Consider the following 15,848-nt stretch of genomic DNA (forward strand, 5'->3'; position numbering starts at 1 on the left):
TTCCAAACCTGTCTGTACCATCACCAAACTTTGGAACCTTTGGTAATGGCGATAAATAAACTCTAGTAGGAAACATCGTCATGAACTTAATAAACCAAACGCCAAGCGACAACTCCATCACCATCTTCCGTTCCCTGATTTCTGATTTATCATTCGAGCAGTTCAGCGACACGCAGCTGTACGATATCAGCGGAATTGCCGCAGAATCCGCCGAAGGGTTGTGCCATGGATTATTGCATTTGAGTGAATCGCTAGAGAGTGGAAATCAAATCCCGCCAGAAAGTCTTGGCCAGATTGGCGCATGGCTGAAAGCCTCTGCACACGTGATCCCAGCAATGTTCGAACTGTATGAACAAGCCAATAACCGCTTATTTCAAATGCACAATGCGGACGGTGCTGAATAGCAGATAGAAAAAAGGGATAGCCATCGCTATCCCTTCAGAAAACAAACATAGTCAGATATTAGGGAGAGCGCCCCGCGGTGCGCTATGCCCGAGTATCTCGGTTCAAAAGACGACTGTTTTATCGTCTTTAAAGAGCCGATTAATACTCATCAAAATACCAATAGCCCTGATTCACTAAATCAGTGAGCTCGGCCACAAAGGCTGGATTGTTCAGCGCGTCACCCAGCTCTTTTTTGCCTACGGTGGTGTAACGGCACAGCGCGTCAGCGGCTTTAGGCTCAGCGGCCTGCATTGGTTCGCTGTTAACAAAGAAGCTATCGCCAATGTTAAGCACGCGTAGACCGCTCAGGCGGGTTAAAACTTCATCGCCCAGCAGCGCATCAAGAATTTCATCAGGCTCATAAGCCGGTTCCGCAGGTGCGATATCCAGCTCATGGCGTGGCGTAGTCGCAAAACGGCCCAGCCACTGTTTGAAATCTTCCGGCTGGTTCAGCATCTCAATCATCATCCCGCGCAGGCGATCAACTTCATAATCTTCAATGCGGCCAACGTGATCGCGACAGGTCAAATCAGGATCGCTGTAGTGCTCGCCACCCAGATCGTTTTCCAGCGCATAGTCAGCAAAGCTGCTGATTAAATCTCTGCCGTTTGGCCCTCGGAAGCCAACAGAGTAGTTCATTGCAGTTTCATGGGTGAAACCATCGTGCGGGAAGCCCGGCGGAATATACAGAATATCGCCCGGTTCGAGATCTTCATCGATGATTGGCTCGAATGGATCCACGTGCAGCAGCGCTGGATGCGGGCAGAACTGGCGCATCGGCAATTTATCGCCCACGCGCCAACGACGGCTGCCCATACCTTGAATGATAAAGACATCGTACTGATCGATATGTGGCCCAACGCCGCCGCCCGGCACGGAGAAGGAGATCATCAGATCGTCTAAACGCCAGTCCGGCAACACACGGAACGGACGTACCAGCTCGGCAGATGGCGCATGCCAGTGGTTAACGGCCTGAGCCAGTAACGACCAGCCGGTTTCGCCCAAGCCATCAAAATCTTCGAAAGGCCCATTGCTGGCCTGCCACTCACCGTTTTTATGGCTAACCAAACGGCTATCGACTTCCGGCTCCATCGCCAAACCCGCCAGCTCATCCGGCGTGATAGGATCAACAAAGTTTGGGAAGGCATTTTTTAATACAACTGGCTGTTTTTGCCAGTATTTTTCAAGGAATTCGGGCCAGTTAAGATTGAGTTGATAAGCCATGCTTTCACACCAGTGAGAAGAAAAACGGGCTCGATTATAAAGAAGCTAAGCGTGGGGCTGCCTTGTCATTGGTCAAGGATAATGTTGAATAAGTCGAGAGGGGAAATCAGATAAGCGTTATTTAACAAACGGCCTAACAAACGGCTTAATAAAAAACGGCGCGCCACACGCGGGTGTAACACGCCGATAACGTCAGTTTTTAGCGTCGATTAGCGGATAAAATCTTTATCATCAATCACCCGCAGTGGATCGATATCGCTCTCTTTTTTAATCACTAAGCCCGTCTCTGAACGCACGCATACACCACCGTAATGGCCGCCAACGGTGAACGCGCACAGCTGAATATAACGCCCCGCCACTTCAGGCAAACACCACAGCTGCTGATAGATATTTTTCTGCTCGGAGAACTTACCAGAAGTTTCATCCAACACCTGATCTTCATGGCTGATCAATCCGATGTTGTTGCCGCAGCGTCCGGCAATCGGTTTCACCGCATAGCCGCTCTGCTCCAGCTCTGCGTTTAGCTCAAAGTCGGCGTCCAACAGATAACGATGATGCGGGAACAGCGACCATAGCACCGGCAAAATGGCTTTATTACTTGGGATCACCGTCCACAGCGGCTCAAAGACCATCACTTCAGGACGAAGTAACACGTCGATCAGGCGAACGCTGTTTTCCGGATGTCCGGTACGAATGGGCAGCGCCGAGTGCTCCGCTTCGCTCTCTTCACGCAGCTGATCGAGCGCGGTTTCCCATGCCCACGTTTTCCACACACAGTTCACTGGACGATGCTCGCCATCCACCAGCTGACCAGACGCATCCCAATGCAGCTCGTCTAAACCGTGCAGAATTTTGCTTTCAAACCCAGCTTTAGTTAATGCGCGCTGCATAAACTGCGCGTGATAGCTCTCTTCGGCATCATGATCTTGCAGGATATGAACAAACGGGCTGGCATCGCTGTGCTTCCAAGTATTCGCCAACGCATCCAGCAAATGCTCACCCGGATCGCCGCCGAGAACGTCTCCGGCCTGCTCCGCCCATCGGCCTAAAATCAGCCCGGTTTCAGCGTGGCACGACGCGGAATCTGCGTTGTATTCATAAACTTTAAGCCCGCGTTCATCCATACAGAAATCGAGGCGACCGGTGATCATATGATGACGACGGCGCTGCCACGACAGGCGCAAGCGCGGCCACAGCGCTTCAGGGATATCAAACAGCGCCAGCAGATTGTCATCTTTCAGCACTTTATCCGTGGCATGCAGATACATCAGGTGTAGCTCATTGGTGGCACGAATAAGCTCTTGTTCCGCACTGCGTGAGATTGTGAAATAGCGGTAAGGATCGGCGTTCAGCGTATGGCCACCGTTGGCCTGCACGTAGGTATGCTGCAACGGATCCTGTTCGTTCAACCACGCGCCGCTAAACTGGCCGCGATTTTCTACGCGCTCGCTGTGGATAGCCAAATACGGCGCAGGGATCTGCGGCTGCGGCAGGCTAAAACTATCGTCAGCGGTTGGGATCATCCAACCCAATATTTCGGTGTCGTCGAACGTGTCCTGAATAACATATTTGCCGTCTTGGCAAAGCAGCGGTAACTCGCGCGTCCACTGCTGCCCTGCGGGCAACGGATGATGGATCACGTTCTGCTCCGCCACGCGGATGCGGTCTGCCAACACCTGAGTGATTATCGCCACATGCCCCGTATGCTCAAACTCACCGCCCTGCTGCCAAATCAGCAAAGAACCCGCCACCGGCAAACGCTCGCAGCCGTTGGCAAACGCCTGCAACGGCAGAATATTATCGTTCACCACCTGACGCAGATAACGCAGCGAAAAAATATCGTAGGCCATGCGCACGTCGGTAAACACGGTGCCGTAGTTGAGATAAAGGAAGCGGCGGGCAAACTCGACGCACTGCCACTTGTACCCCATGTACTCTTTGTCCAGATAGTGGCGGAATGCGGCATCATCCATCTGATCAAGGTTTTCAAGGGAGTCATAATTCGAGGAGTAAATCGCTACGCCACCGGGGGCATAACCTAACAACGTACCGAAAGGGGCATGTTTTTCGAGCGTGTTCACACACATAGCGAGAGCCTTACGCGAATATCACTGTTGCAATAACAGTTGGAGAAAGATCTATCTTAAAACTTTTTCTAATGCGGATCACACTTCTCCGTGGGTTAAATGTTTCAGCCCTCTTGGCGCGAAAGTATCAGTTATAACGATAGAAGCTATCTCGACTCTAGCAAGGGGCGTGAGGAACCGCGTGCACCCTATCGTGGCGGCGATATTCTCACGTTCCTGATGAGCGCCGTTTATTTTCTATCGCCAAGCACCGCTGTTTTTCACTTTTCCCAAAAACAACGCCCGTAACGGAATGTTTTTAAAATCTTTAGTTGAAAACCGACTCATTGAGCAATGATGTTTGTGGGTAATCCTTCTGCCCGTAGGCGATCCATTTCCTGCTCGATAGACGGCATGCACCATTCAACACCACTTACCTACAGCGTATTCTACGCGTTATAAATAACGCGACTGCAGAGCACACACGAACGATGGCAGTTCGGGTAGACCTGCGTCTTCCTGACGATATTCTCATTAACCGACAGGGTCTGATATCTCGTTTCATTGAATCCCTTGATGCAAAGATTGCAGCGCGCTACAGAAGTAAGTTGAAGCAGGGTAAACGAACATATCCATGCCACCTTCGCGATGCCTGGGTTCGGGAGGTGGGTGAGATTAATCAGAAATCGCATTACCACATGGTGTTGTTCGTGAATAACGATACGTTCAATGGATTGGGGAGTTACAAAGAAGACGGGACGGGACTAGCGTCTCTGATACGAGAGGCCTGGTTGAGTGCTTTACAGCTTAGTCACTGCCCAGAGCTCTGGGCACTAGCTCGTTTTCCCGATAATCCACTTTATTACCTGGATATTAACTCACCTAGTTACAGAGAGGTTTATGGTCAACTGACGTTTCGGTTAAGTTATTTTGCGAAAGAACGCACTAAAGATTACAACAGGGAGGAACGGTCTTTTGGATGCAGCCAAAGTTAATAGGCTCGATATTACAACACGATAAACATTGGTTTTGACCAAGTTAAAATACACTGGTTACATCGTACTTTACCCTCAGCGGCATAGTCTCAACGCTTCCAAATTGGTAAACTCTCGCCTAATTTCTCACGCGACAGGCAGCGTTTCAGCACTGGTGCTTATTACCCCCTGTCGCGTTCTCAATATTGTTTTCACCGGACACCATATGGCTATCAAGAAGAACGAACTTTACTCCTCCCTTTGGGCGAGCTGCGACGAGTTGCGTGGCGGAATGGATGCTTCACAGTACAAAGACTATGTGTTGACCCTACTGTTTATGAAGTATGTCTCTGACAAAGCTAAGGGCAACCCTTACGCGATGATTGAAGTTCCAGAAGGAGCAAGTTTTGACGATATGGTGGCCCTCAAGGGCAATAAAGAAATTGGCGAGAAGATTAACAAAACTATCGGATTACTGGCTGAAGCTAATGACCTGAAAGGTGTTATCGACATTGCCGACTTCAATGATGAAGACAAGCTGGGTAAAGGCAAGGAAATGATCGACCGTCTTTCCAAGCTGGTAGCAATCTTCGAAGGGTTAGATCTCTCTGCCAACCGTGTCGAGGGAGACGATCTGCTGGGTGATGCGTATGAATACCTGATGCGCCACTTTGCTACAGAGTCAGGTAAATCCAAGGGGCAGTTTTATACTCCTGCAGAGGTTTCACGCATTCTGGCGAAGGTGATTGGCATCAGCAAACAGACACCACAAGATGCTACCGTTTATGACCCTACCTGTGGTTCAGGATCACTATTGTTGAAAGCCAGTGACGAAGCAGGCCCCAAGGGACTGACCATTTATGGCCAAGAGATGGATTATGCGACCAGCGCACTGGCACGCATGAACATGATCCTGCATGACAACGCCACCGCTAAAATCTGGAAAGGTAACACCTTAGCCGATCCACATTGGAAGGATGGCAACGATAACCTTAAAACCTTCGACTTTGCTGTAGCTAACCCCCCTTTCTCCAACAAAAACTGGACCAGCGGGCTAGATGCTGCGAATGATACTTTTGACCGTTTTGTCTGGGGGACTCCACCCGAAAAGAACGGCGACTACGCTTTCTTGCTGCACATCATCAAGAGTCTCAAGAGCACAGGTAAAGGCGCAGTGATCCTGCCTCACGGCGTACTGTTCCGGGGCAATGCCGAAGCACGTATTCGTGAAAATCTGCTCAAGCAGGGTTACATCAAAGGCATTATTGGCCTGCCCGCTAACTTGTTCTACGGCACGGGTATCCCGGCATGCATTATTGTCATCGATAAAGAAGATGCCCAGCTCCGAGCGTTCAATGCTAATGGCGAGAGTCAGCAAGGCATCTTTATTATCGATGCCAGTAAGGGCTTTATTAAAGACGGCAATAAAAACCGCTTACGCGCCCAAGACATTCACAAAATTGTCGATGCGTTTAATCGTGAGCAGAAAATCCCCCGCTTCAGCCGCATGGTCCCGCTGTCAGAAATTGCGTCCAACGACTTCAACCTCAATATCCCTCGCTATATCGACAGCAGTGATTCGGAAGATCTACATGACCTCTCTGGCCATTTGGCTGGCGGCATTCCTAATCGCGATATTGATGCCCTTAGCGCTTACTGGAAAATTTTCCCGACTTTACGTCAGGTTCTATTCGAACCTGCCCGGTCTGGTTACAGCAATGCACGAGTCGAAGCAAGTGAAGTAAAGACCACTATCCTGGCACACCCGGAATTTGCCGCTTTCAGAGCTGGAGCACTGATCCCCTTCGAAAAGTGGTTTGCAGGTTGTCAGCTTGAAGAAATTGCTCGTGGGGACTCACCGAAACAGCTAATTGAAGAAATTGGCGAGCGACTTCTCGCTGTTTATGCTTCAGAAACCACGACAGATACTCCGCTGCTCGAGAACTATGCCATTTATCAGTTACTAATGGATTACTGGATGGATGTCATGCAGGACGATGTTTATGTCCTGAGTCAGGATAGCTGGCAGGCGGGCAAAGTGCTTCGTGAACTTATTGTCGAAAAAGGGGAAAAACTCAAAGAAACACCGGATCTAGTAATAGGCAAGAAAAAGTATAAGGCTGAACTTTTGCCGCCTGCACTTTTAGTGGCTCGCTATTTTGCTAATGAACAACAACAGCTCGAACAACTGCAGGCGGCTTATGACGAAGCAGTGCTAGCACTGGAAGGTTTCCTTGAAGAAAACGGCGGCGAAGATGGGTTACTTGCTGATGCGATGAACGACAAGGAGAAAGTGACCGCTGCCAGTGTTAAGACGCGCCTTAAAGTTGCCACAGATAAAGAAGAAAAGGCGGTACTAAAAGCTGCTCAGGTGTTGTTCGATGCTGAAATCAAAGCCAAAAAAGCGCATAAAGAAGCACAGGAAAAACTGGATCTTACAGTGTTTGCCCATTATCCAAAGCTCACTGATAACGACATAAAAATTCTACTGGTACAGGACAAATGGAAGGCCAGTCTCGCTGGCGCTTTAAAATCAGAGATTGAGCGTGTTACGCAACGACTGGCGAATCGTGTGAAAGAGCTGGAAGAACGCTATAGCACTACTCTACCTGATCTCACACAAAGAGTGATGGATTTAGAGATTAAAGTTGTGAATCATCTTAAAGCAATTGAGATGGAGTAGGCCTAGTGGACAATGTAATAGAGATGCAGAGTGAAAAGGCTGCTCATGTCGGCTATAAGCACACAGAAATAGGGATAATTCCAGAAGACTGGGAGGTTAATCCGTTAGAAGAATACACTATGTTTGTAGGCTCAGGTAAGACAAATACAAAATCTAAAGGTACTTTCCCATTATTTGGTTCCACTGGCCAAATCGGTAGTTGTTCAAATCCAGAATATGACGGCGATGCAATTCTAATTGCTCGCGTTGGCGCTAACGCAGGAAAATTAAGCTTTGTATCGGGTCAATACGGTGTTTCTGATAACACAATCATAGTAAAATTAAAGCCACAAAATAATATCCATTTCTTTAAATATTGGCTCACATATCAAAACCTAAATTCGTTAGTTTTTGGGTCTGGTCAACCACTTATTACTGGAACTCAGCTTAAAGAGCTTTTATTACCAGCACCATCTATAAATGAACAAACAGCCATAGCCAATGTGCTTTCCGATACTGATGCGCTGCTGACTCGCCTTGAGCAGTTAATTGCAAAAAAACAGGCCATAAAAACCGCCACTATGCAGCAACTACTGACTGGCCGCACTCGCCTGCCACAATTTGCCAAGCATTCAGATGGGACACTCAAAGGCCATAGACCCAGCGAATTGGGAGCTATTCCTGAGGACTGGCAAGTAGTTCCTTTTAAAGATGTGCTCACGATAAAGCATGGTAAAAATCAAAAAGAAGTCGAATCACCAAGTGGACAATACCCTATTTATGCGACTGGTGGGCAGATTGGCAATGCCACATCTTTTTTATTTGATAAACCATCAGTATTAATTGGGCGGAAAGGTACAATAGACAAACCCAGATATGCTGAGACCCCTTTCTGGACAGTGGATACACTATTTTACTCTGAAATAAAAAAGGATTTTTGTGTAAAATTTGTTTATTACAAGTTCTGTATGATCGACTGGATGCAGTATAACGAAGCATCCGGTGTTCCTAGTTTAAATGCTCACACCATTGAAAATGTGTTGGTCACATTACCCAATTTAGAGGAACAAACCGCTATTGCAAGTATCCTCTCAGACATGGACGATGAACTCAAAGCATTCGAACAAAAACTCGCTAAGATCCGAGATTTAAAACAAGGAATGATGCAGCAACTGCTGACCGGACGTATCCGTTTACCTTTGGACCAACAGCCATGAAACATGCCCTTGATAAGACAGTACTGTCGGTCAAGGATCTTCTTAACTTGACCGACATAGCAATTCCAGCCTATCAACGACCTTATAAATGGACGGTGCAAAATATCAGCGAGCTATTTGCTGATATTAACAGTCATATAGATAAATCGGCTTACCGACTGGGCTCACTAGTATTTCATCAGGCTGAGAGCAATGAAGAACATAGACTGAATATCGTTGATGGCCAGCAACGAACACTGACATTAATACTGGCCGTATGGGCCATTATCGAAACCCGGCTTGCTGGGTTGGAACGTCAGGATTTGCAGGAAACACTTGTCCAGTTAAGACCCTCCGTTGAAAGTTTTATGAAGCGGCAACGCTTTGCTAGCCAGGTCTCGGAATACAATCTGTACCAGAATTATCAGGAGCTAAAACGCAGAGTTAGCCACCGAGAATTCAGCGAACAGCATATCGATTTTCTTTTCAATCGCTGTCAGATAGTGGTCTTTGTGCTAACCGACTTGTCTGAAGCCTTTCAGTTCTTTGACTCACAAAATGCCCGTGGGCGGGATCTGGATCCACACGATCTGCTTAAAGCCTTCCATCTACGTGAATTCGCCAGCCATGAGATAGAACTGAAAGCTGCATCCGTTGCCCATTGGGAAGGATTGCCTAGTGATGACCTGGCTAATCTTTTCGCATCCTATCTCTACAGGGTACGTCAGTGGTCACAGGGGAATTCAGCTCGTTTCTTTGGTAAGGATGAGGTCGGCCTATTCAAAGGGATCAACCTTGACCAGATCGATCAGTTCCCTTATGTGGAATCTTTGCGCATGGCTCACCATTTTGTGGATGACTATAACAATCAGTACCAGCGCAAGATTGATGGCCAGAAAATGCGTTTCCCTTTCCATCTCGATCAGATGATTATCAATGGAAGACGCTTTTTCGAAATGGCGGAACACTACCAGCAACAGGTATCAGCAATTATCGCCAGTGAGCATACCAGCGCTCATATTCAAAAGCCGTTAATGATTCAGGGCGTAGTCCTTGGTGAAATGGCAAGTCAGATACTAAGAACGTTAAATAGCTATAGAAATCGCTATCGAACAGGGGATCAATATATACGCACTATGTTTGATTGTGCTCTGATCTTTTATATCGACAAATTTGGTGGGCAGTCGCTATCTGCAGCCATCGAGAAAAGCTTTATCTGGGCATACAGATGCCGTATACGACAGCAAGTGGTACAACTTGCAACCATGGACAAGTATGTGCTGGATAACAATCTCTTCCGGGTAATCAAAGAAGCCAGAATACCTAGTGACGTACTATCTATGCCGCTACTCACAATTCGGGCTTCAGAAAATAATAATAACCGCCGTACCGGTAACTATGAGCAAGATGAGCTGGTGAGGCTGTTCAAGGAGATGAACTACTATGAGTGATGCCAAGGTAACATCCTTTACGGTCAGATCATTACTGGGCGATGCATCTCGTTATCTTATCCCCATGTACCAGCGTAACTATGCCTGGGGAGAGGGTGAAATCACTCAACTTGTGCAGGACATACTCGACTACCAGCAAAAAAGCTTTCATTGCCCATACCCTCAAACTTACTACATCGGCACTTTGGTCGTATTCACTCGTCCTGATGGGCAGTCAGAGATAATCGACGGACAGCAACGTTTTACTACCCTATCCCTTCTTGCTAACTGGTTAAAAAAACATGCGGGATCCACGCTGGATATGAGCTGGTACCAGGGCATTAATCTGGGGTTCGAGAGTAGACCAAAATCCAGTGAGACCTTTGCACGCCTCTGGCAAGGCGTCGAACCACATAAACTTCGAAGCAAAGAATTTAACGAAGGGTTGATTAATGGCTATGAGCTGATTGGCAAAGTGCTGCGCGACTTGAAGCTAGTTGGAGAGCCATTAAACCATTTTTGTACCTATCTATTCGACTATGTACAAATTGCCCGAATAGAAGTGCCTGCCGATACCGACCTCAACCATTTTTTTGAGGTGATGAACAATCGAGGCGAGCAACTCGAAAAGCATGAGGTGGTTAAAGCACGACTTATGGCTGTGCTCAACGAGATAACGGACCAGCAAGAACGGCAGGGCAGCCTGAACACCCTCTCACGAGTTTGGGATGCTTGCTCCAATATGGAACGTTATGTCCAGTACGGTTTTACACCAGCCGAACGTCATCAATTATTTGGGCAGGAAAATTGGGGGCAATTTGTGCCTGCTGATTTTAATTCTCTAGCTGGCATGCTTATCTCATCGGCTTCGAAGCTTAGCACAACAGGGAACCAAACAAACCGCACACTGGCTGACATTATCAAGTCATCTTCAACCATAAGTGGTGATAGAGGTGAAGAAGATGAAGGTAGCTCAGAGCGTTTTAATAGTATTATCAACTTCTCCAACTTCCTGCTCCATGTGCTGCGTGTCTGTAGTCAAACTGGGGAGGTGAGAGTAGATGTTCCGCTTGATGACAAACAATTAATAGAACAGTTCGAACTTCGGTTATTAAAGCAGAATGACCCGGTTAAAGCGGTACAGAATTTCATCTTTGCACTTATCAAATGCAAATATCTTTTTGATCACTTCGTGATAAAAAGAGAATTCGCTAAAGGTAGCGATGGGTGGAGCCTTAAGCGCCTGCGTTGGTATTCGGAAAAGAGCACCAGCTATACCAATACGTTTAATGAAGATGATGATAGCTATGTAGACATCAACCGACAGATCTTGATGTTGCTTTCCGCATTCCACGTTTCAACCCCTACTCTGGTTTACAAGCACTGGTTGAATGGGGCTTTGTACTACCTGTTTAATGCCCATTCCGCTGAAAACCAGATAGATGCAAGGAAGTACCTCGAGTATCTGGAGCATCTTGCCTCCGCGTTTGTCTTTCAAAACTTTCTGGCAGAACAAGAACCAAAATCATATTTTGAGATTATCTACGGTAAAGAGGTACATCTCCAACCTGCGGTACTGCCGGACAAGATTCAGAAGAAGATGCGCTTTGGGGTGATAGCAAACAACCTGGTATTCAATTACCTGGACTACTTACTCTGGTGTCGTGACAGAAATAAAGCAGAGATAGTCAAACGTTTTGAATTTACCTTCCGAAGTTCGGTAGAGCATTTCTACCCTCAACATCCCATGGATAGCTATAGGACATTACCAGATACATCGTTGCATACCTTCGGCAACCTCAGTCTGATTAGCCACAGCAAAAATTCACGACTTAGCAACTTCCAGCCAAAACAAAAGCAAGAGCATTTCGAAGCGAGCCTTGAACGTAATGAAATTGATAGCCTGAAATTGCTCGCAATGATCGAGCTGATGAAGAAGAACAATCAGTGGGGCGAGGAGGAAATCGTCACTCACGAAGCGGAAATGCTGGCAGTGTTAACCGGTGCCGGTGGTATGGATAGCGTATTTAAGGAGGTGTTATGAATAATGTCGGCCAGCGTGAACGCATAACACAAAAACGTGTTATCCAACTATTCACCGAGCACTTAGGTTATCGCTATCTGGGAAACTGGCATAAACGCGAAGATAACCGCAACATCGAACCTGGCTTAGTCTCTGCCTGGCTAACAAAATGTGGCGTTTCAGAAGTGCTTATCGACCGTGTATTGCGACAACTTGACCGAGCCGCAAGTCTCGGTGAAGGCCGTATCCTCTATGATGCCAACAAGGAGGTCTATCGCCTGTTGCGCTACGGTGTGAAGGATAAGGAAGGTGCAGGCGAGCAGAACCAGACCATCTGGCTGGTGGACTGGAAAAATCCAGAAGTGAATGATTTTGCTATTGCTGAAGAAGTGACACACAAAGGCGAAAATAAGAAACGCCCGGATCTGGTTCTGTATGTTAACGGTATTGCACTTGGTGTGATTGAGCTGAAACGTTCTACAGTGTCAGTTTCAGAAGGTATACGCCAAAACCTCGATAACCAGCAAAAAGCATTTATCCGTAACTTCTTCACCACTATCCAATTGGTGATGGCCGGTAATGATTTAGAAGGGCTTCGCTATGGTGTAATCGAAACACCGGAGAAATATTATCTCCAATGGAAAGAAGCCGCTGAGTCCCCCCATTCCAACATGCTCGATCGTCATCTGGCCCAGATATGTAATAAACAGCGCCTGCTGGAATTAATCCATGACTTTATCGTCTTTGATGCTGGGGTGAAAAAAACCTGCCGCCATAACCAGTATTTTGGCGTCGCTGCAACGAAACCTTTTATTCAGCGCAATGAAGGCGGCATCATCTGGCATACCCAGGGCAGCGGTAAAAGTCTGACTATGGTTTGGCTGGCAAAATGGATCAGAGAAAATATCACCGATAGTAGAGTGCTGATCATAACCGACCGCACAGAGCTAGATGAACAAATCGAAAAAGTCTTCAACGGCGTGGAAGAGGAAATCCTTCGCACCCGAAGCGGTGCAGATTTGGTAACTCGCCTTAATCAAACCAAACCCTGGCTTATATGTTCGCTAGTACATAAATTCGGCCGTCACGAAGAGGATGACATAGAGGCCGACACTGACGATTTCATCGAACAAATGAAACGAAGTATTCCTGCCGATTTTAGCCCGAAGGGAAAATTGTTCGTATTTGTGGATGAGTGCCACCGAACCCAGTCCGGCAAATTGCATTCGGCAATGAAAAGCATACTTCCAGATGCGCAGTTTATCGGCTTCACTGGCACCCCACTGATGAAGAAAGACAAGAAGAAGTCAGTCGAAATCTTCGGGCCCTATATTCACACTTATAAATTCGACGAAGCAGTGAATGATGGGGTTGTGCTGGATTTACGCTACGAGGCTCGTGACATCGATCAACGAGTGAAATCTCAGAAAAAAGTCGACCAGTGGTTTGATGCCAAAACCTCTAAACTCTCTCGCCTTGGTCAGCAGCAACTCAAACAGAAATGGGCTTCAATGCAGAAGCTGTTGTCGAGTCGCTCGCGACTGGAACAGATTGTGGCTGATATCCTTCTCGATTTTGAACAAAAACCACGACTCGCCAACGGTCGCGGTAATGCCATGTTGGTCTGTTCTAGTGTTTATCAGGCCTGCAAGTGCTATGAGATGTTCAGTGAGGCAGGTTTCGCCGGTAGATGTGCCATCGTCACTAGCTATCAACCGAATGCCAGTGAGATTAAAGGCGAGGAAAGTGGTGAAGGGCTGACTGAGAAACTAGCCAAGTACAACATCTATCGCAAAATGCTTGCGGAGTATTTTGAGCAGCCGGAGGCTGAGGCAGCCAAACGCGTGAGTGATTTTGAAAAAGAGGTCAAACAACGCTTTATCAACGAACCTGGCCAGATGCGCCTATTGATAGTCGTTGATAAGTTATTGACTGGGTTTGATGCCCCCTCTGCTACTTACCTTTATATCGACAAAAAAATGGCTGACCATAACCTCTTCCAGGCGATCTGCCGGGTTAATCGACTGGATGGGGAGGACAAAGAATACGGTTATATTGTCGACTATAAAGATCTTTTCCGCTCACTGGAAAAAACAGTTCAGGACTACACCGCAGAAGCTTTTGATGGCTACGACAAAGAAGATGTAGCCGGATTACTGAAAGATCGTTTGCAACAGGCCAAAATTGATTTGGATGGCGCGCTTGATGCAGTTCGCACTCTTTGCGAACCAGTTCGGATGCCACGACATCAGCTAGATTATCAGCACTATTTCTGTGGTGAACCCGGTGCAGTAGCCGAACAATTATCCGAGAAAGAAGCGTTACGACTAACACTTTATCAATCTGTAGCGAGGCTTATCCGCACTTTCACTGGTCTGGCAGGTGAACTGACAGATGCTGGCTATAGTGAGCAGCAGGCAGAGAAAATCCGCCTCGAAGTTGAGTTTTACTCGAAAGTTCGCGATGAAATCAAAATAGCCAGTGGCGATCTCGTGGATATGAAGCAGTTCGAGCCAGGTATGCGGCAGATGCTAGATCTTTGGGTGGATGCCGATCCTAGTGAAACGCTGATGGACTTTGAGCAGCTAGGGCTACTTGAGCTGATTATTGAACGCGGAGAAGATGCACTGGATGGACTTCCAGCCGACATGCGTGGCAACCAAGAGGCCATGGCTGAAGCGATTGAAAATAACGTTCGCAGAACCATTGTTGATGAAAATCCGGTCAACCCGAAATACTACGAAAAAATGTCGGTTTTGCTTGATGAACTGATCGCGCTTCGTCGTCAACAGGCAATCTCCTATCAAGAGTATCTGGAGCACGTACGTGAACTAGCGAAGCAGGTGAAACATCCACAGTCAGGTAGTAAAAGTACTTATCCAGCAAGCATTGATACTCTCGCCAAGAAAGCGTTGTATGACAACCTCGGGCAGGATGAAGTGTTAGTTATAAAGATAGATACTGCAGTACGTCACACTAAAAAGGCAGACTGGTACGGAGATCGTTTTAAAGAGCGCGAGATCAGCTTCGCTATCGCGGAAGAAATTGAAGGTTATGCAGTGACGGTCGCAGATGTGATGGCCTTGGTGAAGGCGCAGAAGGAGTATCGCTGATGCCTTTGGTTACCTTTGGTGAACTCACTTTGGATTTACAGCGAAAAAAAATTAAAAACCTGCATATCAGCGTTCTACCTCCGGATGGCCGAGTAAGGGTATCGGCTCCCGTATCACTGTCAGACACAGCTATTAGGATGGCTGTAGTAAGAAGGCTGGTATGGATCCGCCAGCAACAGGCACAATTTCAGGCTCAGCCTCGCCAAAGTGAACGAGAAATTTGTAGTGGAGAAACACACTATCTTTGGGGAAGAGGATATCGCCTGGATGTAGTTTTAGTGGATAAGCCCGCTGAAGTGAAACTTCAGGGTGGTTGGATACGCATGAAAGTTCCTCCACATTACGATACGGCCCAGCGGGAAACAGTTCTCAACCAGTGGTATCGAGGTATTTTGAAACAAAGACTGCCTAAGTTAATGGCAAAATGGCAGCCGGAAATGAAGGCTGAAGCCAGTTATGTTGGCATCAAGAGAATGAAGACTAAATGGGGTAGCTGTAATCCCCAGACCGCACGTATCTGGATAAATCTCGAACTGGTTAAAAAACCACCTGAATGCCTTGAATTCATTGTGGTCCACGAACTCGTTCATCTTCACGAACGTAAACACAACGAGCGTTTTATCGGCCTCATGAACATGTACCTCCCGAACTGGCGTGAATACAGAGCTAAGTTGAATAAGATGCCTTTGGCTTATAATCACTGGGGGTATTAACCC

At 47.2% G+C, this 15,848-nt stretch carries 10 protein-coding genes; 8 read left to right on the forward strand and 2 right to left on the reverse strand.

Annotation, left to right across the window (positions count from 1 at the left end):
• Positions 1-80: 80 nt before the first annotated feature.
• Positions 81-404 carry a hypothetical protein gene (locus BN1044_RS08275; RefSeq protein ID WP_072308282.1) on the forward strand — a complete coding sequence of 108 codons (324 nt, stop codon included), beginning with the start codon at positions 81-83 and terminating at the stop codon, positions 402-404.
• A gap of 139 nt (positions 405-543) precedes the next feature.
• Here BN1044_RS08275 and BN1044_RS08280 read toward each other — a convergent pair whose 3' ends face one another.
• Together BN1044_RS08280 and gss are read right to left on the reverse strand one after the other, a co-directional pair.
• Complete coding sequence (locus BN1044_RS08280; RefSeq protein ID WP_072308283.1) at positions 544-1,668, reverse strand: ribosomal protein uL16 3-hydroxylase; 1,125 nt, start codon at positions 1,666-1,668, stop codon at positions 544-546.
• Positions 1,669-1,877: 209 nt separating this feature from the next.
• Positions 1,878-3,755 carry a bifunctional glutathionylspermidine amidase/synthase gene (gene gss / locus BN1044_RS08285; protein WP_072308284.1) on the reverse strand — a complete coding sequence of 626 codons (1,878 nt, stop codon included), beginning with the start codon at positions 3,753-3,755 and terminating at the stop codon, positions 1,878-1,880.
• Between the two features lie 368 nt (positions 3,756-4,123).
• Between gss and BN1044_RS08295 the strand changes: the two genes are divergently transcribed.
• The 7 genes from BN1044_RS08295 to BN1044_RS08325 all read left to right on the forward strand — a co-directional run bounded on the left by BN1044_RS08295 (position 4,124) and on the right by BN1044_RS08325 (position 15,845).
• Entirely contained in the window at positions 4,124-4,729 is a 606-nt protein-coding gene (locus tag BN1044_RS08295) for an inovirus Gp2 family protein (protein ID WP_072308286.1), read from the forward strand.
• 205 nt (positions 4,730-4,934) lie between these two features.
• Positions 4,935-7,391 carry a type I restriction-modification system subunit M gene (locus BN1044_RS08300; protein WP_072308287.1) on the forward strand — a complete coding sequence of 819 codons (2,457 nt, stop codon included), beginning with the start codon at positions 4,935-4,937 and terminating at the stop codon, positions 7,389-7,391.
• A 5-nt stretch (positions 7,392-7,396) separates the two neighbouring features.
• Entirely contained in the window at positions 7,397-8,587 is a 1,191-nt protein-coding gene (locus BN1044_RS08305; protein ID WP_211095643.1) for a restriction endonuclease subunit S, read from the forward strand.
• Positions 8,584-10,017, forward strand: a complete 1,434-nt coding sequence (locus BN1044_RS08310; protein ID WP_072308288.1) for a DUF262 domain-containing protein — start codon at positions 8,584-8,586, stop codon at positions 10,015-10,017. Before BN1044_RS08305 ends, BN1044_RS08310 begins: the two co-directional genes overlap by 4 nt.
• Positions 10,010-12,040 carry a DUF262 domain-containing protein gene (locus BN1044_RS08315; protein ID WP_072308289.1) on the forward strand — a complete coding sequence of 677 codons (2,031 nt, stop codon included), beginning with the start codon at positions 10,010-10,012 and terminating at the stop codon, positions 12,038-12,040. Before BN1044_RS08310 ends, BN1044_RS08315 begins: the two co-directional genes overlap by 8 nt.
• On the forward strand, positions 12,037-15,132 hold the full coding sequence (locus BN1044_RS08320) for a type I restriction endonuclease subunit R (RefSeq protein WP_072308290.1): 3,096 nt from the start codon (positions 12,037-12,039) through the stop codon (positions 15,130-15,132). The genes BN1044_RS08315 and BN1044_RS08320 overlap by 4 nt, the downstream gene beginning before the upstream one ends.
• Positions 15,132-15,845, forward strand: coding sequence for a M48 family metallopeptidase (locus BN1044_RS08325; protein ID WP_072308291.1), 714 nt, complete (start codon positions 15,132-15,134; stop codon positions 15,843-15,845). The genes BN1044_RS08320 and BN1044_RS08325 overlap by 1 nt, the downstream gene beginning before the upstream one ends.
• The last annotated feature ends 3 nt before the right edge of the window (positions 15,846-15,848 follow it).

The organism is Hafnia alvei (assembly GCF_900095695.1).
Taxonomy (GTDB): Bacteria; Pseudomonadota; Gammaproteobacteria; order Enterobacterales; family Enterobacteriaceae; genus Hafnia; species Hafnia alvei_B.